This window comes from Aequorivita sp. 609 (assembly GCF_014212065.1).
GTDB classification, from domain to species: Bacteria; Bacteroidota; Bacteroidia; order Flavobacteriales; family Flavobacteriaceae; genus Aequorivita; species Aequorivita sinensis.
In genome coordinates this window covers 1-23,340 of the sequence record NZ_JACJVM010000012.1, presented here as the reverse complement: position 1 = coordinate 23,340, position 23,340 = coordinate 1, and the positions used below count along the sequence as shown (strand labels likewise).

General features: G+C 34.2%; 21 protein-coding genes and 1 pseudogene. 15 read left to right on the top strand and 7 right to left on the bottom strand.

From position 1 onward, the window contains the following. The first annotated feature begins 106 nt into the window (after window positions 1–106). The 9 genes from H4O20_RS05695 (at window position 107) to H4O20_RS05655 (ending at window position 11,453) form a co-directional block, all read left to right on the top strand. Window positions 107–577, top strand: coding sequence for a Fur family transcriptional regulator (locus H4O20_RS05695; RefSeq protein WP_185098560.1), 471 nt, complete (start codon window positions 107–109; stop codon window positions 575–577). Between the two features lie 6 nt (window positions 578–583). Next, complete coding sequence (locus H4O20_RS05690) at window positions 584–1,858, top strand: adenylosuccinate synthase (protein WP_139854995.1); 1,275 nt, start codon at window positions 584–586, stop codon at window positions 1,856–1,858. Window positions 1,859–1,967: 109 nt separating this feature from the next. Further along, window positions 1,968–3,665, top strand: a complete 1,698-nt coding sequence (locus H4O20_RS05685; RefSeq protein WP_185098559.1) for an OstA-like protein — start codon at window positions 1,968–1,970, stop codon at window positions 3,663–3,665. 176 nt (window positions 3,666–3,841) lie between these two features. Next, window positions 3,842–5,032, top strand: a complete 1,191-nt coding sequence (locus H4O20_RS05680; RefSeq protein WP_185098558.1) for an aspartate aminotransferase family protein — start codon at window positions 3,842–3,844, stop codon at window positions 5,030–5,032. A gap of 136 nt (window positions 5,033–5,168) precedes the next feature. After that, on the top strand, window positions 5,169–6,569 hold the full coding sequence (locus H4O20_RS05675; RefSeq protein WP_185098557.1) for a tetratricopeptide repeat protein: 1,401 nt from the start codon (window positions 5,169–5,171) through the stop codon (window positions 6,567–6,569). 35 nt (window positions 6,570–6,604) lie between these two features. Beyond that, the gene (locus H4O20_RS05670; protein ID WP_185098556.1) at window positions 6,605–7,585 is read left to right on the top strand and encodes a DUF368 domain-containing protein; all 981 of its coding nucleotides are present in this window, start codon (window positions 6,605–6,607) and stop codon (window positions 7,583–7,585) included. A gap of 24 nt (window positions 7,586–7,609) precedes the next feature. Beyond that, window positions 7,610–8,632, top strand: coding sequence for a DUF368 domain-containing protein (locus tag H4O20_RS05665; protein ID WP_185098555.1), 1,023 nt, complete (start codon window positions 7,610–7,612; stop codon window positions 8,630–8,632). Then, entirely contained in the window at window positions 8,625–9,356 is a 732-nt protein-coding gene (locus tag H4O20_RS05660; RefSeq protein ID WP_185098554.1) for a shikimate dehydrogenase, read from the top strand. The genes H4O20_RS05665 and H4O20_RS05660 overlap by 8 nt, the downstream gene beginning before the upstream one ends. 102 nt (window positions 9,357–9,458) lie before the next feature. Beyond that, entirely contained in the window at window positions 9,459–11,453 is a 1,995-nt protein-coding gene (locus tag H4O20_RS05655) for a DUF349 domain-containing protein (protein ID WP_185098553.1), read from the top strand. Between the two features lie 88 nt (window positions 11,454–11,541). Here H4O20_RS05655 and mazG read toward each other — a convergent pair whose 3' ends face one another. The 4 genes and pseudogenes from mazG to ruvX form a co-directional block, all read right to left on the bottom strand. Beyond that, window positions 11,542–12,318 carry a nucleoside triphosphate pyrophosphohydrolase gene (mazG, locus tag H4O20_RS05650; protein WP_185098552.1) on the bottom strand — a complete coding sequence of 259 codons (777 nt, stop codon included), beginning with the start codon at window positions 12,316–12,318 and terminating at the stop codon, window positions 11,542–11,544. Between the two features lie 341 nt (window positions 12,319–12,659). Beyond that, window positions 12,660–13,085: pseudogene (locus H4O20_RS05645) on the bottom strand (DUF5606 domain-containing protein); the annotation flags it as partial. Between the two features lie 62 nt (window positions 13,086–13,147). After that, window positions 13,148–13,738 (bottom strand): peptide deformylase, encoded by a 591-nt coding sequence (gene def / locus H4O20_RS05640; RefSeq protein WP_139855005.1) that lies wholly within the window; start codon window positions 13,736–13,738, stop codon window positions 13,148–13,150. Window positions 13,739–13,807: 69 nt separating this feature from the next. Continuing rightward, window positions 13,808–14,218 (bottom strand): Holliday junction resolvase RuvX, encoded by a 411-nt coding sequence (gene ruvX, locus H4O20_RS05635; RefSeq protein ID WP_185098550.1) that lies wholly within the window; start codon window positions 14,216–14,218, stop codon window positions 13,808–13,810. Window positions 14,219–14,311: 93 nt separating this feature from the next. On the opposite strand from ruvX, the gene H4O20_RS15130 reads away from it, so the two are divergent. The 3 genes from H4O20_RS15130 (at window position 14,312) to H4O20_RS05625 (ending at window position 16,602) form a co-directional block, all read left to right on the top strand. Beyond that, window positions 14,312–14,440, top strand: a complete 129-nt coding sequence (locus H4O20_RS15130) for a hypothetical protein (RefSeq protein WP_260402640.1) — start codon at window positions 14,312–14,314, stop codon at window positions 14,438–14,440. Window positions 14,441–14,461: 21 nt separating this feature from the next. After that, window positions 14,462–15,277: a 2,3,4,5-tetrahydropyridine-2,6-dicarboxylate N-succinyltransferase gene (locus H4O20_RS05630; RefSeq protein ID WP_185098549.1), complete on the top strand. Its 816-nt coding sequence runs from the start codon at window positions 14,462–14,464 to the stop codon at window positions 15,275–15,277. 206 nt (window positions 15,278–15,483) lie between these two features. Beyond that, a complete protein-coding gene (locus tag H4O20_RS05625; protein ID WP_185098548.1) occupies window positions 15,484–16,602 on the top strand; it encodes a TlpA disulfide reductase family protein in 1,119 nt (372 codons plus the stop codon). Window positions 16,603–16,692: 90 nt separating this feature from the next. Here H4O20_RS05625 and H4O20_RS05620 read toward each other — a convergent pair whose 3' ends face one another. Beyond that, the gene (locus H4O20_RS05620) at window positions 16,693–17,379 is read right to left on the bottom strand and encodes an SIMPL domain-containing protein (RefSeq protein WP_185098547.1); all 687 of its coding nucleotides are present in this window, start codon (window positions 17,377–17,379) and stop codon (window positions 16,693–16,695) included. 34 nt (window positions 17,380–17,413) lie between these two features. Beyond that, window positions 17,414–18,064 carry a rhomboid family intramembrane serine protease gene (locus H4O20_RS05615; protein ID WP_139855010.1) on the bottom strand — a complete coding sequence of 217 codons (651 nt, stop codon included), beginning with the start codon at window positions 18,062–18,064 and terminating at the stop codon, window positions 17,414–17,416. Between the two features lie 203 nt (window positions 18,065–18,267). Here H4O20_RS05615 and H4O20_RS05610 point away from each other — a divergent pair, with 203 nt between their 5' ends. After that, entirely contained in the window at window positions 18,268–19,242 is a 975-nt protein-coding gene (locus H4O20_RS05610; RefSeq protein ID WP_260402639.1) for a lysophospholipid acyltransferase family protein, read from the top strand. 57 nt (window positions 19,243–19,299) lie between these two features. Here the strand turns inward: H4O20_RS05610 and H4O20_RS05605 are convergent, their stop codons facing one another. Continuing rightward, entirely contained in the window at window positions 19,300–20,373 is a 1,074-nt protein-coding gene (locus H4O20_RS05605) for a tyrosine-type recombinase/integrase (protein WP_185098546.1), read from the bottom strand. Window positions 20,374–20,573: 200 nt separating this feature from the next. Between H4O20_RS05605 and H4O20_RS05600 the strand changes: the two genes are divergently transcribed. Next, a complete protein-coding gene (locus H4O20_RS05600) occupies window positions 20,574–21,023 on the top strand; it encodes a hypothetical protein (RefSeq protein ID WP_185098545.1) in 450 nt (149 codons plus the stop codon). A 354-nt stretch (window positions 21,024–21,377) separates the two neighbouring features. After that, window positions 21,378–23,222 carry an NERD domain-containing protein/DEAD/DEAH box helicase gene (locus H4O20_RS05595; protein WP_185098544.1) on the top strand — a complete coding sequence of 615 codons (1,845 nt, stop codon included), beginning with the start codon at window positions 21,378–21,380 and terminating at the stop codon, window positions 23,220–23,222. The last annotated feature ends 118 nt before the right edge of the window (window positions 23,223–23,340 follow it).

Genomic DNA, 23,340 nt, shown 5'->3' with positions numbered 1-23,340 from the left:
TTTAGGCCTAAAAAGCTGAATTCTATAGTTCCAAATACCTGAAGTTTCTTTTTCTTCAATTTCCATAATAGAACATCTAAATTTTGAGTAACTTTGCATCCTTATTATGAGCATTAATACAGACTTAAATAATCAGGCTATTGTAAAGAACGTTTTCACGGGTTTCTTAGAGGAAAAAGGACACCGTAAAACGCCAGAGCGCTTTGCTATACTTCAAGAAATTTATGACCACGACGACCATTTTGATATTGAATCGTTGTATATAAATATGAAGAATAAAAATTATCGCGTAAGTCGCGCAACGCTTTACAACACTATTGAATTACTTTTAGAGTGTGGTTTGGTTCGCAAACATCAGTTTGGACAAAACCAAGCGCATTACGAAAAGTCATATTTCGACCGCAACCACGATCACGTTATCCTTTCGGATGGCGAAGTGATTGAGTTTTGCGATCCTAGAATACAAAGCATTAAAAAAACTATTGAAGAAGTTTTCAATATTGAAATAACCAACCATTCACTATATTTCTACGGAAATAAAAAACCCGCAACAAATTCTGACGCGGACAATTCTTGATAAATTATGGCAGTAGACTTACTACTTGGACTACAATGGGGCGACGAAGGCAAAGGAAAAATTGTCGACGTACTTACAAAAAACTATGATATAATCGCACGCTTTCAAGGCGGGCCAAATGCAGGTCACACCTTAGAATTCGACGGTATTAAACACGTTTTAAGAACAATTCCATCTGGAATTTTCCACACAAACGCAATGAACGTAATTGGTAACGGTGTTGTTATCGATCCAGTTGTTTTTGTAAAAGAACTTGAAGGACTTGACAAATACAATATCGATTACAAGAAAAACTTAATTCTGTCAAGAAAAGCACATATCATTTTACCAACACACCGTTTGCTTGACGCAGCTTCTGAAGCTTCTAAAGGAAAGGCGAAAATTGGTTCTACTTTAAAAGGTATCGGACCAACTTATATGGATAAAACCGGAAGAAACGGAATTCGTATTGGTGATTTAGAATTAGACAACTGGAAAGATAAATATCGCGCATTAGCAGATAAGCATGAAGCGTTGATTGCTTTTCACAATGTTGATGTTCAGTACGATTTAGCAGATCTTGAAGCAGAATTTTTCGCTTCAGTAGAAACGCTAAAAACACTAACATTTATTGATAGTGAAGAATACTTACACCAAGCACAAAAATCTGGAAAGACAATTTTAGCTGAAGGAGCTCAAGGTTCATTATTAGACATCGACTTTGGAACTTATCCTTTTGTAACGTCTTCAAATACAACTGCTGCTGGTGCTTGTACTGGTTTGGGAGTACCGCCTAACAAAGTAAAAGACGTATTCGGAATATTTAAAGCATACACAACCCGCGTTGGTAGTGGTCCTTTCCCTACCGAACTTTTTGATGAAGTAGGCGCAAAAATGGCAAAGATTGGTAACGAATTTGGAGCTGTTACAGGGCGTGCAAGACGTTGTGGATGGTTAGATTTAGTTGCGTTAAAATACGCTGTTCAAGTGAATGGTGTAACACAATTAATAATGATGAAAGCCGACGTTTTAAGCGGATTTGATACATTAAAAATTTGTACTGCATACAATTATAAAGGCGAAACTATTCAGCATCTACCATACAACGTAGAAGCCGAAAACGTTACTCCTATCTATACAGAAATGAAAGGTTGGAAAGCCGATTTAACTAAGATGAGTGAAGCATCTCAGTTACCTCAAGCGCTAAAAGACTACATAGATTTCCTTGAAAAAGAATTGGAAATTCCTATCAAGATAGTATCTGTAGGTCCAGATAGAAAACAAACAATTCTTAGAGACTAAGAATTAGTTTTTAAACATCATAACTTTCAAATACATAATCCTACAAGGTTTTAAAAACCTTGTAGGTATTTGAGTTTAAAGCGGAGAACAAATAAAAGAGAAGCAGCATTTGAAAGCAATAACGGCATATATTTTACTTTTTCTTTTCTTCGGAATACATCTTTCCGCACAGGAAAAACAGAAAGTTGATATACAATCTGGTTATCTAGAAATACGACCAGAGTTTCCGAATGCAGCAATATACACTAAAGACGAATCGGGACAAGTTTATATCGTTCATGAAGGTGTAGAAATGTGGTGCGACCAAGCTTTTGTTTATTTAAAAAGCAACTTCGTTAAAGCTTACGGTCAAGTACGAATTACGCAAGGCGATACTATTTCAATGAATAGTAAATACGCTGAGTATAACGGAAATACTCAATTTGCCTTTGCAAGTGGTGATGTAGTACTTACTGAACCAAAAACTACACTGAAAACAGATACTCTTTACTTCGATAGGGTTAAACAACAAGCTTTTTACAGATCTGGAGGCACTGTACAAGACACCTCGAGTGTATTGACAAGTAGAATTGGAAGATATTTTGCAGAAAGTCAGAAGTATCAGTTTTTATCAGACGTAAAGATTGTAAATCCAAAATACACGGTAAAGAGCAATCAATTAGACTTTTATTCCGAATCTGGTGATGCTTACCTCTACGGTCCTTCAACTATAGAAAGTGAAACTAGCACTGTATATTGCGAGCGTGGATATTACGACACTCGCGGAGATACAGGTTATTTTGTGAAAAATTCTAGAGTAGATTACGAAAACAGAACCCTTTATGGCGATAGTATTTATTTCGACCGTAATAAAAGTTTTGCTTCGGCCACCAATAACATTAGAGTAATAGACACTATTAACAAAAGCTTTATCCGCGGGCATTACGCTGAAGTTTTTCGCGCTAAAGATTCTGTTTTTATAACCAAAAGAGCTGTTGCAATTACAGTTCGTGACAACGACTCTATTTACGTTCATGCCGATACATTACAGGTAACAGGTAAGCCTGAAAATAGAATTCTAAAAGGTTTTTACCAAGCAAGAATGTTTAAACCTGGCAAAGAAGGCGATGAACCTACTAGCGGTAAATGCGATTCTATCTACGTAAATGAAAAGCGAGGCATCACAAAGTTATTGCGAAACCCTGTGATGTGGAGTGGTGAAAATCAAATGACTGGTGACACCATTCATATTTTATCAGACACTTTAACAAATAAACTAGACACATTAAAAGTTTTTAATAATGCGTTCTTAGTTCAGAAAGATAGTTTGGGGTACAATCAAGTAAAGGGAGAAAGTCTCATTGGGCTTTTTACAAACAATGAGTTAGATACCGTAAACATCAACAAAAACACTCAAGTAATTTATTATTCTCGAGACGATAAGGAGCAATTAGTTGGGATAAACAATACTGTTTCGAGTTCGATACAAATGTATTTGGAGCAACAGCAAATTACAGGAATTAGATTTATTAAAAAAGCAACGGGTAAGGTATATCCACCATCAATGCTTCCTGAAAACGCTCGGATTTTACCCGGTTTTATATGGAGAGGTGACGAACGTTTATTAAAAGTAGAAGATTTATTTAAAGATAAACCAGCCCCTGTTCTACCTAAAATTCAAGGCATTCCGTTGCCTTACGACGAAGGTGAGTTTTTTGAAGATATACCTGAAGATAAAATTCAACTCCCAAAAGAGTCCAAGTTAAGTCCGAAGGATCTTCAAAACCGCCCAGACGACCCTAAAGCGGAAACGGAAGAAGACGAGTAGTTGGAGATTAGAGGTTGAAAGTTAGAGGTTAGAAGTTGGAAGTTAGAAAGTGGAAGTTGGAAAATAAATCTCTTTTTCTTTAAAGCTCTCAAATTCTTTTGGTCTTACTTTCAATTTCTACAAAACCAAAAGCAGTTCTATAGATTTAAATCGCGCATATAATTATTCATAATACAATGAAAAACGATTTCTTCAAATATCAGGCACAAACCACTCCTCACCCATTGGCGATGGAAATTTCTCGTGCAGAAGGGAGTTATATTTACGACAAATCTGGTGGAAAACACCTCGATTTTGTCGCTGGAGTTTCAGCTTGTACACTTGGACATTGTCATCCACGAGTGGTTTCGGCTATAAAAAATCAGACTGAAAAATATCTTCACGTTATGGTTTATGGAGAATACATTCAAGATCCAGCCGTAGCGCTTACAAAATTACTCGCTGAAAATTTACCTGAAAACCTAAACACCACTTATTTAGTAAATAGCGGTACAGAAGCCATAGAAGGGGCTTTAAAACTAGCACGACGCGCAACAGGTAGAACACAAATTCTATACGCAAATAACGCCTATCACGGCAACACTATGGGGTCTATGAGTGTTATGGGCTTCGAAGAGCGCAAAAAAGCATTTAAACCTTTAATACCTAATTGTTTTCCTGTTACTTTTAATAACGAAGCAGACCTTGAAAAAATAACTTCAGAGACCGCTGCTATTATTTTAGAAACTATTCAAGGTGGAGCAGGCTTTATTCAGCCAGACAATAACTATCTGAAAAAAGTACGTGAAAAGTGTGACGAAACCGGCACTATGTTAATCCTAGATGAAATTCAACCAGGCTTTGGCCGCACAGGAAAGCTTTTCGCATTTCAACATTTTGGGATAGCCCCAGACATATTAGTTATGGGAAAAGGAATGGGTGGAGGAATGCCAATTGGTGCGTTTACGACTTCACACGAAGTGATGACATTACTTCAAGACAATCCAAAATTAGGGCATATCACTACTTTTGGTGGTAATCCAGTAATTGCTTCGGCTGCCTTGGCGACACTTCAGGAATTAATTGAAACCGATATTATAAAGCAAACCCTTAAAAAGGAAAAACTGTTTAGAAAACTACTAAATCACCCGTTAATTACAGAAGTTCGCGGACGAGGTTTAATGCTTGCAGCAATGGTGGAAATCCCAGAAATTGCAAACGAAGTTATCCTTACTTGTAAGGACCGAGGATTAATTCTTTTTTGGCTACTTTTCGAAGGAAGAGCCATACGTATTACACCTCCCCTAACAATTAGCAATGACGAAATTACAGAGGGTTGTAATATAATTTTAGAAGTTTTAGATTCAATTCAAAAGAAAGCAAACTAAATCATACTATTGATTTTCAAATGTTTATACACTTATTTTCTTGTTGATAAGTTCGTTAACAAGAAACTCGGCATAACAATTGAACTTAAATTATCATTACTATCTTTAAAATAGTTACAACCGTTAAAACGAGCGTATGCAATTAAGTTCAAACGAGCATAACAACTTTGCCCTTGAGAAATTCGAATCTATGCTGAAAACCAACAGCGTACTGTTTTTCGATTCCGAGGAATTTGAAGAAATAGTGCATCATTACCTTGCAAACGGAAAAATGGCACTAGCTAAAAAAGCGACTAAATTAGGTTTAGAGCAACACCCTACTTCTACCAACCTAAAGCTTTTTAAAATTGAAATTTACATTTTCGAAAATCAATTAGATATTGCTGAAGAGCTTTTAAATGAACTTTATTTATTAGAGCAAAGCAACGAGGAAATTTACATTCAAAAAGCAAATATCTTCTCTCGTAGAGATCAACACAGGGAAGCAATTTCGCTATTAGAGCAGGCTTTAGACATCACAACAGATGAAAGTGATGTGCTTTCATTGCTAGGTATGGAATATCTTTTTATGGAAGATTACCAAAACGCCAAGCGATATTTTATGAAGTGTTTAGAGAAAGACGAACAGGATTATTCTGCACTGTACAACATTATTTACTGCTTCGAATATCTTGAAGAATACGAGCAAGCAATAAATTATCTAAATGATTTTTTAAACAAAAATCCTTATTGCGAAGTAGCTTGGCATCAAGTGGGGAAACAATATTTCGCTTTAAAAGATTATAAAAAAGCACTTGCGGCTTTCGACTTCGCTATTATTAGCGACGATAGATTTATTGGCGCATACCTTGAAAAAGGGAGAGTACTTGAAAAGCTCCAAAGATATAGAGAAGCAATAGAAAGTTATTCTATTACATTAGGATTAGACGACCCTACATCATACGCCCTACTTCGCATTGGAAAATGTTATGAGAAATTAGGTAATGATGAAATGGCGCTACAGTTTTTTACTAAATGTGTAGAAGAAGATTCTTTACTAGATAAAGGTTGGATAGCTATTACTGATTATTACTACAAAAACAAGCAGTATCAAAAAGCATTGTACTATATCGAGAAAGCTATTAATATTGATAGTGAAAATGTGCTCTATTGGAAACGTTACGCCAAAATCAACAACAAACTAAGTCTTTTTGAAGAAGCTGAAGTTGGATTTCGTAAAACCTTAGAATTAGGTAATTATGAATTAGAATCTTGGTTAACACGTAGTGATATTTTAACCAAGTTAGGCGAATTTGAAGCAGCTGTAAACAATCTAAATCAGGCTCTTGAATTTTATTCAGAAAACGCTGAGTTAGAATACCGACTTTCTGGATTGTATTTCATCTTAAACGAACATGATAAAGGTGCGTTTCACTTGAAAAATGCACTAAAATCTGAACCTGAATTCTTTATGATACTTGAAGAATTATTTCCTTCAGTTTTAGAAATTAAAAGGGTTCAAGAAATAATCAAACAACACAAAAATCCTTCTCTTTAATTTGTGTATTTTTGAGGCTTTAGCAATTTAAAATTATGCCTCAAAGAAATTTCATTCAATACTTATTAATTACTGCGAAAGGTTTAGCGATGGGCGCTGCCGATGTTGTTCCCGGCGTTTCGGGAGGTACTATTGCCTTTATCTCAGGTATCTATGAAGAGTTGATAACAACCATTCACAATTTAGACCTAGGATTCTTTAAAATTTGGAAAAAAGAAGGCTTTTCTAAAGCTTGGAAACACTATAATCTTTCGTTTTTACTAGCTCTTTTTTCAGGGGTACTTATAAGCATTTTATCGCTTGCAAAATTAATTACTTGGCTGTTGGAGTTTTACCCAATTGCTGTGTGGTCTTTTTTCTTCGGATTGGTAATCGCAAGTATATTATACGTAGGGAAACAGATTTCAAAATGGCGACTTGTAGTAGTTTTGGCATTAATAATTGCCACAGTCCTTTCCTATTTGGTTACTATTGCAGAGCCAATAGGATCACCAGATAGTATTTGGTTTCTTTTCTTAGCTGGTTTTATTGCTATTATCGCGATGATTCTCCCAGGAATCTCAGGAGCTTTTATCCTTTTACTAATGGGCGCTTACACCACAGTTATAGGGATTATCACACAACTTACTGAAGGTATTTCTACATTAGACACAAATCTTATTTTAAATTCCTTAGGAAAAATCTTAATCTTCGGACTTGGTGCTATAGTTGGGTTAAAATTATTTTCTAAAGTGTTAAACTGGTTGTTTAAACACCATAAAAACCTAATATTAGCAGTACTAACTGGATTTATGATTGGCGCTTTAAATAAAATTTGGCCTTGGAAAGAAGTGCTTCAATACAGGCTAAATCACGCTGGAGAAGAAGTTCCGTTTTTAGAGAGGAGTATTCTTCCACAAAATTTTGATGGAAACCCTCAAATAATAATAGCAGTAGCTTTTGCTATCATAGGCTTTTTAACCATATTTTTACTTGAACGTGTAGCCGTAAAAAAGCAAAATCCTACTGAGAGTTAAAACTTAAAAACACATATCCCGATAATGTACGAAAACCGCTCCCTTTCTGATAAAGTTTGGTTAGTCCTAAAAGGGCTAGGAATGGGTGCTGCCAATAAGGTTCCAGGGGTTTCGGGAGGTGTTGTTGCTTTTGTAGCTGGCTTTTACGAAGAGTTTATCTACTCGCTACAAAAAATAAACAAAAAAGCTTTTAAACTCTTAATCGGTGGACGGTTTAAGAGTTTATATCGCTATACAAATGGTCAGTTTTTAACATTGCTAATTACTGGGATGGTAATCAGCTATTTTAGTATTTCTAAATTATTAGACTACCTCATCGTTCACTACGAGCTCTACGTCTGGAGTGCTTTTTTTGGAATGATAATCGGTTCTATTTACTTTATTGCCAAAGATTTTGGTGAGTGGAACAAAAAGTACATAGCCTATCTTATGGCTGGAGTGATTGCTGGTGTGGCCATAAGCTTTTTAGAACCTGCTAAGGAAAACAGCAACCTAATTTTCGTTTTTTTCTGTGGAATCATCAGTGTTTCAGGAATGACTTTGCCAGGGCTTTCGGGATCGTTTATACTAATACTCCTCGGGAATTATGTACTGCTTCTAGTAGATTCTGTAAATGCGCTTTTCGACTCAATTACCAATGTATTTCAAGGAGATTTTAGTTGGCTTTACGATCCGCACCGCATTGAATTACTTAAAGTTTTAGCTGTTTTTTCTATTGGCTCATTAGTAGGGTTAGTTTCACTTTCGCACTTATTGGCTTATGTATTAAAACGATTTAAAAAAGCTACTTACGCAGTAATTATAGGGTTTATTGCTGGGTCTTTAGGCGTTGTTTGGCCTTGGAAGGAAGAAAAATACGTTTATGATAATCTAGGGAATATTGTTGTTGACGCCAACGGAAGAGATATTATTACAGGATATACTCGATATTTCCCAGAATCTTTTGGAACGGAAACCATACTCGCAATAGTGTTTATGGTAGTTGGCGTTTTTATTGTGTTAAGCTTAGATTGGTACGACAATTATAAAAAACAGCAAAATGTCTAAATACGGATTGGTTGGCAAAAATATTAGTTATTCATTTTCAAGGACTTATTTTACCGAAAAGTTTGAAAAAGAAAACCTGAATCACACTTATGAAAACTTTGATATTCCTTCAATAAATGACTTTCCTAAGGTTATTTCTGAAACTTCAAATTTAATTGGGTTAAGTGTTACAATACCTTATAAAGAGGAGGTGATACCTTTTTTAGATGATTTAGATGAAGAGGCTAAAAAAATAGGAGCTGTAAACACCATAAAAGTGTCAGAATCTAAAATGATTAAAGGATTTAATACCGATCATTATGGATTTCAGAAGTCTTTAGAAGCGTTTCTTCCTATACATAAGAAAACTGCGCTAATCCTAGGAACTGGCGGGGCTTCAAAAGCAATTGCCTACGCCCTTGAAAAACTGGGATTCGACTTCAAATTTGTAAGTAGAAATAAAACATCGAGTAATTTAAGCTATGATGAACTTGATGAAAACATCATTCAAAATCACTGTTTGATTATTAATTGCACGCCTTTAGGCACTTTTCCTAATATAACTGACTGTCCTAGCATCCCATACGAGTTTCTTTCAGAAAAACACTTGCTTTTCGACTTGATATACAACCCTGCAGAAACTGAATTTCTAAAACGCGGAAAACATCAAGAAGCAAGAATCTCTAACGGATTAAAAATGTTAGAGTTTCAGGCTGAAAAAGCTTGGGAGATCTGGAATTCATAAAATTTGAGGAAAAACTTCCAAAAAAGCCTCGTGTGCTTTGCTAGTTGCAGAGTTGTTAGTATATTGAACCTCTAAGATAAATGAACCTAAACATTGAAAGAAATGTCTGACGAAAAAATGCCAAAGGATACATCTACTCCATTGAGTAATCAAGAAAATGAAAAAGTAACTCCAGATAACGAAACTACATCTGAAAAAGAATCTGTTGCACCTGTAGAAACTGAAAAGGTTGAAACAGAAGAAAAGGTAGCTTCTGATACAGTTGCAGAGGAAACTACTCCTACTACTGCTGATCTGGACGAAATTGAAATTGAAGATGAAGAGGAAGTAGCTTCTTCAGAAGATGAGGAAGAAGACGAAACTAAAGAAGAAGAGGCACAAAAAGATTACAGTACGCTAACTAAAAAAGAGTTAATTGCCGAGTTTGAAACTTTATTAAACACGAAGAAAATTCAAGATTTAAAACACGATGTTGAAGAAATTCGCTCGGAGTTTAACAATCAGTTTAATGAGGAATTAGAGCATAAGAAAGAAGATTTTCTTGCTGAGGGCGGAAACATTATTGACTTCCACTACACTACTCCGTTAAAGAAAAAGTTTAATTCACTTTATTTCGATTATAAGGAGAAGCGTAACAACTATTATAAATCTCTTAAAAAGGATCTTCAAGCAAACTTAGATAAGCGCTGGGAGTTGATTGAAGAATTAAAAAGCCTTTTAGGTGCTGAAGAAAACATCAATACAACTTACAAGCACTTTAAAGAAATACAAGAAAAGTGGCACGTTGCAGGTCCAATACCGAGAGACAAGTATAATACGGTTTGGAATACTTACCATCACCACGTTGAAAATTTCTACGATTATCTACACCTGAATCGTGAATTTCGAGATATGGATTTCAAACACAACTTAGATGCTAAGTTAAAGTTGATTACCCGAGCTGAGGAACTTGCACAAGAAGCAAATGTAAACAAGGCATTCCGTGAGTTACAGATGCTTCACAAAATGTGGAAAGAAGATATAGGTCCAGTTGCTAAGGAATATCGCGATGAAGTTTGGGATAAGTTTAGTGAAGCTACAAAAGTTATTCACGATAAACGCCAAGCGTATTTAGCCGAGGCTGAAAAAGAGTTTGAAAACAACCTCGAAAAGAAAAAACAACTTATCGAGGAAATAAAAAAGACAACCGAAGAGACGAAACCAAGTCACCAAGGATGGCAAAACTCAATTAAAAAGGTGCAAGAGTTAAGAGATACTTTCTTTAATACGGGTCGTGTACCTAGAGCAAACAACAAGGAGGTTTGGAAATCTTTTAAAGATGCCACAAGTAGCTTTAATTATCAGAAAAACTCTTTCTACAAAAATCAAAAGAAAGAACAGTTTGCAAATCTTGAAATGAAGCGCGAGCTTATTAAAATTGCTGAAGACAATAAAGACAGCGAAGATTTTGAAACTACAACTCAGTTGATGAAGAAAATTCAGAACGACTGGAAGAATATTGGTCATGTGCCAAGAAAATACAGCGACAAGATTTGGAAGCAGTTTAAAAAAGCTTGTAACCACTACTTCGACCGACTTCACGCTCAGAAAAATGAAGCAAATAAAGAAGAGGTTGCTCACTATGAAGCAAAAGAAGCAATGCTTTCAAAACTTGCTACTTTTGAATTAAGTGGTGATCATAAAACCGATATCAAAGCTATAAAAGACAACATTACTGCTTGGAAAGAAATTGGTCGCGTACCATATAACAAGCGTAATATTGAACAAAAGTTTAATAAAATACTAGATGCACTTTTCAAAAAGCTTGATTTAGGTAAAAAAGAAGCGGAGCTTATCAAGTTCGATAACAAACTGAATACGCTTGTAAACAGAGATGACGAGCGTAAACTTAAAAACGAACACTTCTTCATTTCTAAAAAGATTGAAGAAACGAAAGATGAAATCCGTCAGTTAGAAAACAACTTAGGTTTCTTCCGCCATGTAGACGACGACAATCCTATGGTTGTAGAAGTTCACAAAAACATCGAACGTCATAAAGAACAATTAGAAGTTTGGAAGGCTAAGCTTTCAAAAATTAAAGAAGTTAGAGAAGACTAAAATTGAACTTTTAAGCATAAAAAAAGATTTAATCATTTCAATTGAGAAAGATTAAATCTTTTTTTATTTCTAAGCTATGCTATTGTGGTTATTGAAGTTTTGCTTCATTCCAAAAAACATCCATTTCTGCAAGCGTCATATCCTTTAAAGATTTGTTCAACTCTTTAGCTTTTCCTTCTAGGTATTGAAAGCGTTTAATAAACTTTTTATTTGTGCGCTCCAATGCATTTTCAGGGTTTACATTTAGGAATCGAGCATAGTTAACCATAGAGAAAAGTACATCGCCAAATTCGGCTTCAATTTTATCTTGATTGTTTTCGTTTATTTCGTGTTGTAATTCACCTAATTCTTCTTGTAATTTTTCAAAAACCTGTTGTGGTTCTTCCCAGTCAAAACCTACACCAGCTACTTTTTCTTGAATTCGACTCGCTTTAACTACTGCCGGTAGAGATTTAGGAACACCTTCCAAAACACTTGTTTTTCCTTCTTTTAATTTCAGGTTTTCCCAATTGCGCTTTACTTCAGCTTCATCTGCAACTTTTACATCGCCATAAATGTGTGGGTGACGTGCAATAAGTTTATCGCATATACTATTACATACATCTGCAATGTCAAAATCGTTTGTTTCGCTTCCTATCTTTGCGTAAAACACTATGTGCAAAAGAACATCCCCCAACTCTTTTTTTACCTCATCTAGGTCGTTATCTAGAATTGCATCTCCAAGTTCGTAGGTTTCCTCTATGGTTAAATGACGAAGCGACTCCATAGTTTGTTTTTTGTCCCAAAGGCATTGCTCTCGCAATTCGTCCATAATGGTTAACAATCTATCGAAAGCTTTAAGTTGGTCTTGACGCGTATTTTTCATTGTAAATGAGGTGTAATTAAGTTTTAATGTATTTAATAAATGAAGCAAATTTATAGCGATGCCTAAAGACTATATAACACAGAGGCTATAAAGTTATAGTTTATTATAAAATACCGGGTGATAAATTTTTACTAAAAGAAAAAGTCTTAAAACCCAATTGGATTTTAAGACTTTCGTTATAAAATACCATAACCTTTTTAAGTAATAACAAAATATTATTTCTTACGAGCGGCTGTACTTTTAGCTGTTCCTCCTTTTTTTGCTGAAGACGCTTTTGCACTCGCAACTTTAGGAGATGCAGCTTTAGCAGCTGTTTCTTTTTTAGGCTTTGCTGCTACTGTTTCTTTTTCTTTGTCTTCTTCTTTATTTTCAGCTTTTGTTTCAGAAAAATTTGTAATACCATTTTTAACTAAAAGGTTGTACCACTGTAGTACTTTTTTAATATCACTAGCATACACCCTATCTTCATCGTAGTCTGGTAATACACTAAAAAAGTATTCTTCCAATTCAATTTTAGAAGACTTATGACTAATAGCTTCTTTTCCTTCTTCTTTTGTTGCAATCTTATTAAAGACTTCGCGTAGTGGAACCTCTGCTGATAGTGTGTATATAGCAATTTCTGAAAGCAAGCTCACATTGTGACGGCCACTTACGTTAATTGTTTTACCATCTAAAAGCGACTCTGCCAAAAAGCCTGCTCTTGTTTGGGATTTCAATTTATATAATCCAGGTTTACCGGAGATTGATAACACTTTTTCTAAGCTCATAAAATTCCTTTATTTTTTAATGGTTACAAATATCTTTGGTTTGGTTTAGATACGCAAGTGAGTTAGCGTTTCTTTTTTGCATTTGGAAATTTCATTCGGTAATCGATGTTAATCTTCCCTTTTGAAATATTCGCAAGCTTACTTTTTATTAATCTTCTCTTTAACGGAGATAGTTTATCGGTAAATAAAACTCCTTCGATATGGTCGTATTCGTGTTGAATAATTCTCGCTACCATTCCTTTAAAAGACTCCTTGTGTTTTTTGAAGTTTTCATCGTAATATTCCATTACAATTTCAGGTTGGCGGAATACATCTTCGCGAACATCTGGTATACTTAAACATCCTTCATTAAAGGCCCATTCATCTCCAGATTCTTCTAAAATTCTAGCGTTGATAAATACCTTCTTAAATGTTGAAACATATTTCTGCTCATCTTCAGTAAGATCTTCGTCATCTTCAAAAGGGGTAGCATCAACAATAAAAAGACGAATCGGTAAATTTACCTGTGGTGCAGCAAGACCGATACCACGTGCCTCATACATTGTTTCGAACATATTTTCGATTACCTCATTAAGGTTTGGGTAATCTTTTGTTATTTCTTCGGTTTCCTTTCTTAAAACTGGATCGCCGTAAGCTACTATTGGTAAAATCATTCTCTATTATCTATTATAATTTTTATTCATTATTATATTGGGCGTGCGATAAATTGCGAGCTCACAAAGTTATTTATTATATAAATACTCCTGTAAAATTATTGTTGCACTAATTTCATCAACTAGCGCCTTATTTCTACGTTGCTTCTTTTTAAGACCGCTATCAATCATAGTTTGAAACGCCATTTTGCTAGTATAACGTTCGTCAACACGTTTAACTTGTAAGTCGGGGAAGATATTTGAAAATTTCTTTAAAAACTTCTGAATTTCCTCTTCTATACTGGAATGTGTTCCATCTTTCTGTTTAGGTTCACCTACCAAAACCAATTCAACTTTTTCTGAAGCTATATATTTCTTCAAGAAATCGATTAATTCCGGAGTAGAAACCGTGGTTAACCCTGAAGCAATTAGCTGCAACTCGTCTGTAATGGCGATGCCTGTTCGTTTACTACCGTAATCTAATGCTAAAATTCTTCCCATAACTTCGGCAAAAATAAGCCTTTGTGAATTACTATACTATTATGAGCCGTTTTTTTGATTTATGAAGAGTATATTTGTGGGATTAGGGGCTAGATGGTAGAAGTTGGAAGTTGGAAGTTGGAGGTTGGAGGTTGGAAGTTGGAAGTTGGAGGTTGGAGGTTAGAAGTTGGATGTGAGTTAAAGTTAACTACTATAGAATTAACAAAGAGAAAAGTAAATTAAAATTATTAACGATTATATATAATGACCGAACTAAAGACGATTATAGAAAAAGCTTGGGACGATCGATCCTTACTAACCGAATCTGAAACACTTGTAGCTATCCGTCAAGTTGTAAATTTATGCGACCAAGGGAAATTGCGTTGTGCAGAACCTATAGCCGATGGGTGGCAAGTTAACGAATGGGTAAAAAAAGCCATTGTGCTCTATTTCCCTACACAGAAAATGCGCACTATGGAGGCTGGAATTTTTGAGTATCACGATAAAATTCCGTTGAAATCTGGTTATGAAGCCAAAGGAGTTCGCGTTGTACCTCATGCTGTGGCGCGCCACGGAGCTTATATTTCAAAAGGGGTAATCCTAATGCCTAGTTATGTAAACATTGGAGCTTATGTTGACGAAGGTACAATGGTAGACACGTGGGCTACAGTTGGTAGTTGTGCTCAAATTGGTAAAAACGTTCACCTTAGTGGTGGTGTAGGTATTGGAGGGGTTTTAGAGCCTTTACAAGCTTCCCCAGTAATTATTGAAGACGATGCTTTTATAGGCTCCCGCTGTATCGTTGTTGAAGGTGTACGCGTAGGGAAAGAAGCTGTTTTAGGAGCAAACGTAGTGCTTACTGCTTCAACCAAAATTATAGATGTTACAGGAGAATCTCCTGTTGAAACGAAAGGCTATATTCCTGAGCGTTCGGTAGTAATACCTGGTAGTTATACCAAAAAATTCCCAGCAGGTGAATATCAAGTTCCTTGTGCGCTAATAATTGGGAAGCGCAAAGAAAGTACAAACTTAAAAACATCGCTTAACGACGCTTTACGCGAGTACGGTGTTGCGGTATAATCCAGAAAAACCTTGGTTTTGAATTAAAACCATTCCAATTCTTAAAAACAATATCGAGTTGTTATAATTAAATATAGCAACTCGTTTTTATTGTATAAATACAGCAGACTACCTAGGTATGTTAATTAAAACCAAAATGAATAGGTATTTATCTCTTTAAGGTTTTAAACCTGTATTTTTGCCAAAAATTAAAATAGATTAATATTATGAGATTTATATTTGCTTTATTATTTGCAATTTCACTGGTTTCTTGTAACGATTCAGCTAGCAATGGCTACAAGTTTGAAGGTGATGCTATTGGGTTTGAAAATGGAGACAAGATTTATGTATTCACCTTAGAAAATAAACAACCTAAAGCTGTGGACACATTAACAGTAACCGATGGAAAGTTTTCGGCTACTTATAATAAGAGTGAAGGTTACAACCTAAACTTCTTACGTATAGATGGTGTGAACGGCTCTGTTTTATATTTCCCTGAAAACGTAGATATGAAAGCTGTAGTTTACAAGGATAGCCTACAAGCTTCAAGAGTGAGCGGTGGAAAAGAAAACGAAGCTTATAGTAAGTTTGTTGACAAGATGGTTTCTTTAAACAAAGTTAAGCAACAACAAATGGAGCGTTATCGTGCTGCACAACAAGAAAATGATACTGCTGCCATTACACAGGTGCAAAGTGAAAACTTAAACTTGATGAATGAGGAAATTGAATTCAAAAAAGATTTCTTAAGTAAAAACAACAATTCTATTTTCGCTGTAATGCTAATTTCTGAAATGGTTAGCAAAAAGGAATTAAACCCAAATGAGGCTTCAACATTTATTGACAATCTGAACCCAAAACTAGCCGAGAACGAGTTGGTTATTGACCTTAAAAACAACGTATCGTCTTTAAAGAAAGCGAGTATTGGTAGTAAAGCCCCAAATTTTAGCGCTCCTACTCCTACTGGCGAAATGATGTCGTTGGAAGATGCATTAGGAAAATATACTATAATTGATTTTTGGGCTTCTTGGTGTAAGCCATGCCGTGTAGAAAACCCTAACGTAGTAAAGGTTTATAATAAATATCACGAAAAAGGATTAAACATCATTAGCGTTTCCTTAGATAAAGACACTCAGAAAGACAAATGGCTTCAAGCTATTGAAGATGATAAAATGGATTGGTATCACGTTTCTAACTTAAAGTGGTGGCAAGATCCTATTGCGCAGCAATACAATATACGTGCTATTCCAGCAACTTTTTTACTAGATGAAAATGGAGTTATTATAGATAAAGACCTTAGAGGTGCAGCTTTAGAAGCTAAAATTTCAACCTTGTTAGGTGGAGAATAATTTCTAAAAATTTAAAAACTAAAAAAGCCTCAAAAACACATTGTTTTCGAGGCTTTTTTATTGAGGTACTTGCCCTCTACCCTATTCTTTTTAGTTTAAAAGAAAACTAACATTTACTGAGGTTTTAATCTCCATTTCGCCAGGAGCTATTGTCTCTTGACCTCCTCCACTTTGATCACTCATCATTGCAGATTTGTACATTATAGGCCCAGGTCCAGCATTGGTCTGTTCACTAATTGAAACTGCTTTCCCTACAGTTTGATTTAAAACACCTGCGTATTCTTTCGCTTTCATCAACGCATTTTCGATTGCATTTTTACGCGCTTGACTTTCCAAAGCTTCCTTTTTTGAAGACGAAAACATAACACCATCTATACGATTAACGCCCGTATCTAGAAGGCCACTAATTATAGCTTCGTATTGAGATAAGTCGTATAACTTTATCGAGATAGCTTGGTTTGCAGCAAACGTATATGTTTTTGTATTGTAATCGTAATTCTTATTTAAATTCATGTACTGGGTTTGAACATCTTTATTTTCGATGTTCATTTTCTTCAGAAATTTAATAACATCGTTTACAATAGCATCGTTTTGCTTTTTTAACGATTTAACGTTTTCACCTGTATTTTCTACACGAATATTTATTGTTACCCCATCGGGAACAACACGTACAATACCTTCGCCTGTAACATCTATAGTTGGAGGTGGAAGAGTGTTTTGAGCCATAACTGCGGTTGTTGTTAATGCTAAAATTAAAATGGTTTGGAGTGCTTTCATATTTTGTTGAATTAGTTTAATAACTGTTGAGATTTTAAATCTTCCCAAGTTTATGCATAATGAATAAAATAATTAAGGGAACAGCAAGTAACACAACAATCCACAAACTTGTAGTAAATAAGCTAGGTACAAACATTAGTGTTAGTGCATAACCTCCTAAAGCTCCACCTATATGTGCATCGTGACCTACATTTCCTAGTCTTTTTTTCATTCCGAAGATAGAATACAACAAATATGCCACACCAAATAACCAAGCTGGAATAGCAATAGGTATAAAAAATAAATAGAGCCCCATATTTGGATGAAATAATATAGCAGAATACAAGATTCCCATAACTGCACCACTTGCTCCTATTGCGCTGTAATGAGGTTCATCCTTATGAAAGTAAAACGAAAGTAAATTCCCTGCTAATAAGCTTACAACATAAATAATTACGAAGGAAGTTACACCAATACTATTAATTACAACGGGGGCAAAAAAGTATAGGGTAAGCATATTGAAAAGTAAATGCGAAAAATCTGCGTGCAAAAATGCCGAGCTAAACATTCTTATTTGCTCTCCGTGGCGTATCCCAGAAATATTGAATTTATACTTATTAAAAAAGGCTATGTCGTTAAAACCTTTCATTGATATAATTACGTTTGCAGCGATAATTACAATTGTTGCGATGTCTATGTTTAACATATAAATAGTTGAAAATTTTGAAATCAAAAATACGAAAACCAAGGGTGAAATTAGGAGTATTTAAGCCGAATTGTGAATTTATTGGCAGCTATTTGCAAACCTTCTTTACCTTCAACAATTACCGACAAAACTATAGATTCTCTAAGATAGCGTTTATTTGAAGCGAGAATTCAGCTAGTGATGAAGTTACAATACTTTAGGAAATGATAAAAGGAGTGAGAATAATTAAAAAATCACTTTTAATTTCCTATTTCCAATCTACACTTTCAAGAAATAAATTGAGTAGTTTTGCGGTTTCATTACCTATGCAAAGAATTCTATATATATTGGTTTACCCTATTCTGTGGCTTATTTCAAAGTTGCCAATGCGTATTTTATATATAAAATCAACTGCGTTATTTATATTGGTTTACTACATTGTCGGGTATCGTAAGAAAGTAGTAAAAGAGAATTTGGCCTTAGCTTTTCCCGAAAAAACCCAAGAAGAACGCAATAAAATCACTAAAGCCTTTTTCAAGCATTTATGCGATCTTATTTTTGAAACCGTAAAAGCTTTTACCATTTCAGAAAAAGAAATCCGCAAGCGCTTTCTAGTTACCAATGTTGAAATTCTAGACAGCTATTACAACAGTGATAAAAGTATTTTATTGATGGCTGGGCATTATGGAAATTGGGAATGGAGTGGTATTCTAAACAAACTCATGAAACATCAAGCTCACGCTGTTTACAAGCCGTTAGACAATAAACAATTTGACGATTTGGTTAAAAAAACTCGGGAGCATTTTGGAGGTATAATTGTAAGTAATAGAAAAATTGTTCCGGTTCTTTTCCGAAAATGGAAAAAGGGAATAAAAACGCTCACCTACATTCTTTCCGATCAATCTCCTAAACTGAATGCCTTTAAATATCGCGATACATTTATGGGTATAGATGTACCTATGTTTACTGGAACCGAGGAATTGGCTAAAAAGTTAGACTTTGCAGTGCTTTATTTAAAAGTTGAAAAAGTAAAGCGCGGGTATTACACCGCCACATTTGTTCCTATTGCAGATCACCCAAAGACGTATGAAGACTTTCAAATTACAAGAATGTTTTTTGATATGTTAGAAACGCAAATTCGTGAAAACCCAGCGCATTATCTATGGTCGCACAAACGTTGGAAACACAGAAAACAATAACAAATCCAAATTTTTTTTAGCGTCTTTTAAAAGACACCCTTTGAAGTAATAAGGAAGTTAATAATTTAAACTATCTAATGGACTTTTAATTTTATTTAGTTGTTTTTGAGTTACATTGGTATAAATCATAGTTGTTTTAATACTGTAGTGTCCCAATAAATCTTGAATCAACCTAATATCTGTCCCGGTTTGTAATAAATGCGAAGCGTAACTATGCCGCAAGCCGTGTAGGCCTACATTTTTATTAATTCCTGCATTTTTTAAAGCTTCTCTAAAAATTGTTTGTACAGTTCCTTTAGAATATTGTCCGCCAAACCTACCTTCTAGTAAGTATTTTTTTGGTTTATACTGAAAATAATATCTCCTTAATAAAGGCAAAATCGAATTTGGTAACGGGACGTATCTGTCTTTTTTGCCTTTTGCTTGAGCTATCAGTACTATTCCGTCTTTAGAATTAATGTGTTCTAGTTTAAGGTTAACCACCTCACTTACTCGCAAGCCCATACCGTAGCATAATTGTAATGCTAAGAGGTGTTTGATGTTTGTAACTTGTTTAAAAAGTAAAGAAATTTCTCGTTGGGTTAATGTTTTTGGTAGCGTTGCCGGCTTTTTAGGTCTTGGGATATCAAAAAACATCTTCTCCCGGTGTAAGACTTGCTCGAAATAAAATTTAATTGCATTTATTTTCCCATTTAATTTTCGCTCTTTCATTCTTTCATTTTTTAAACAATAGAGGAAATAGGACTTAAGTTTCTCTGGAGTAAGCTTTTCTACAGGATAATTATTTAGCAATAACAATAAATGCTTTAGTTCTGTGCAATAAACCCGAATTGTATTTTCGCTATAAGCTTTAAGATTTAATTGGTTTACAAAGTTTAACATAGCTTGCTGATTTACTGGATGAATATTATACAGCAATTTATCTTCATTGTTTTTTTTAGGTAGGTATAGCACTTCTCTTGCGGCAGGTGTGTCTAATAAATACCAAGATTTATTGGATTGGCTCCATTTAGCTGATGGAAATCTTTTTTTTAAGGCATTTTTTAGATGGAAATGATATGGAAATCTAACCCAAATAACGGGTTTATTCTGATGAGCTCCAGGTTCAAATTTATAGTTTTTCAGGTCCATAGCATATCGTCATTTTGTATATCAAACCATCTGAAAATTCGTGATATACGCCTAAAGATATACAAAATAACGCATAGAAAAAACTGTATAAAGGCTTATGTATTGGTAGCTGAGTAAAAATTTTGGTTTTTTTGAAAGTGAATAATTTAATATATTTACGTTGTGCTTAGTAAAAGAATACTAGAAAAAAAAGAAAAATCATGAAAACAAAGGACAAAAAAAGTAATATTATAATAAGAGCAAAATTAATCTTACTGACAATAATGACACCTTTGTCTGTAGTTGCCCAGAATAATCTGGAAATAAAAGACTTTAATAAATCATTTACTTTCAACAATTCTTATAATATAAACTTGGAAACAAATACAAATTCAGAAACTATTACTGACTTCACAGCAATAGCAAAGTTTGATATTGATGAGAATGGTAAAGGAACTGTTGAATTTAAAACTTTCAAATCAACATTGGTAAATGTGAATTATTCGCAAATTAAAACAACAAATGGAATGACATATTGGAATTTTGGGTGTACCCACAGTGAAAAACCTGTAAAAATCCAAATGACATTAGAGATTAACCCAAAATCAAATGCAGTCCAAAGCTTTGTCGTATATAACGAAGGAAATGAAAAAGCTTATGTATTTTACTGATTTTTAGTTATAGATTTTAATACTAATGCAGCGTGAAATTTAGCAGTAAATTTTATAGATACCGAATATGATTGTTATAAATCATTACTAAGCACAACACTGTATAAAAAAAATAGAGCAAGTCAGTGCTAAACCCAATGTTTTAGAAGAATTTGCGAGGTCGCCAAATCTTTTGATTTACGACTACTTTTTATTGTATATTTAGGTAGTCGTAGTCCTTCGATAGGCTTTTAGAGCAAAAATATAAAACAAAATGCAAAGGATTAAACTTGTGGATAATCCGAAAGGTAATTGCTTATTTACAGCTCTACTTTTCTTAAACTTGAAAGTTATATGGCATTTTAAACCAACTAAATGGCAATTTTAGAACCGAAATTAGAAATTATCAAAAGACAGAAAGTCCAACCTACTGAAGGGGAATGGAAACTTTTGAATTTCTTGCTCGAAAAACTTGACAACAATTATGAAATATACTTTCAACCATTTCTGAATGGAGACAACCCTGATTTTGCCATTATGCAAAAAGGGAGTGGTGTTCTTTTAATTGAAGTCAAGGATTGGAATTTAGACCATTATTACATTGACGAACGAACTAAATGGCATTTAATAAAAGACGATACATTTATTAAGTCGCCTTTAAATCAAGTAGAAACATACAAAGACAATCTTTTTCAATTACACAGTGAAGAACTTTTTTTAAGAAGCGTTAAGAATAAGAATAATTGGGCAACTGTAAATTGTGCCGTTTACTTCCACAATGCTACACAACAAAGACTAAATAATTTTTTGCTAAAAGACTTTCAAGGAGAAAACTATAATGGTTACCGAAAATTCGTTAACTACTTTGGCCTTTTAGGCAATAATTCATTAAATGAAAATTCGCTAAATCAATTATTGTCTAAATTTTGGCTTAATAGAAAGTCCTACTATTTTGATGAGACTTTGTACAAAAGTATTCGTAGATATTTAAAATCACCACTTCACCAAATAGAAGAAGGAATTAAAATTAATTATACAAAAGAACAACAAGAACTAATAAGAAGTGAAATAAGACCTCGTAGAAAAATCAAAGGAGTTGCTGGAAGTGGTAAAACTTTGGTTTTGGCAAAACGAGCTGTAAATGCTCACATAAGAACAGGTCAAAAGGTTTTAGTTTTAACTTACAACCTATCTTTAAAAAACTACATACATGACAGAATATCTGATGTAAGAGAAGAATTTTATTGGACAAGCTTTTACATAACTAATTACCACCAATTTTTTAAAACACAAGCTAATAATTACAATCTTGAAATAAATAGTATTGGGAATTGGCAAGATGTGAACTTCTTTGAAAAGGTAAAAGATAGTATCCAAAAATTTGACGTTGTCCTAATTGATGAAGTACAAGACTATCTGCAATCTTGGATAGATATTATAACAAAATACTTTATGCACAATGAAACAGAATTTGTTGTGTTCGGAGACGAGAAACAAAACATTTATAATCGACAATTGGATGAAAACAATGAACCAATTGTAAGGACAATCCCAAGTGTTTGGAATAAAACTCTAAATACCTCACACAGATTCTCAAGTAATATTGGGAATATTGCTATTAAATTTCAGAAAACTGTTTTCAACCAGAAGTACAACCTTGACGAAATTAATGTCTTGTCCCAACTCGACTTTGAGAAAAGGATAATTGAATACCATACATTTGATACCTACACAGCCCACGATTTGTATGACGTAGTTTTTGACGTTTTAAATAGAAATGAAATTCATTCTTCGGATGCAGGAATTTTATGTTCAAAAGTTGAATTGTTAAGGGAATTAGACTTTTTAATAAGAACAAAAAGGAAAGAAAAAACCGCAACAACTTTTGAGAGTCAAGAAGAATTTGAGAGAATAAAAGGTAACGTTATAGCAATCGAAAAATTAAGGAGAACAAAGAAAAACCACTTTTGGATGAAAACAGGAACTTTGAAACTTTCAACAACTCATAGCTTTAAGGGTTGGGAAATAGATACGTTGTTCTTGTTCATAGAAAAGGAAGAAGATGATAAAGAGTTTACTAACGCTGAATTAGTATATACAGGTTTGACCAGAGCAAAAAGAAATTTAATTATGTTCAATTTAGGAAATCCGAAATACGACAATTTCTTTAAGTCGGAAATCCAAAATTGCTTTGAACATAGAGTGAAAAACACCATATAACAAAGAACTGAGATAAAAAACAACTAATTTCTTTATTAATTTTTGACAATATAATTCTAGGCTTACAGATAGAAAGAATAGATCCGTAAGCTCTTTTTTATTTCAGGCACAATTATTT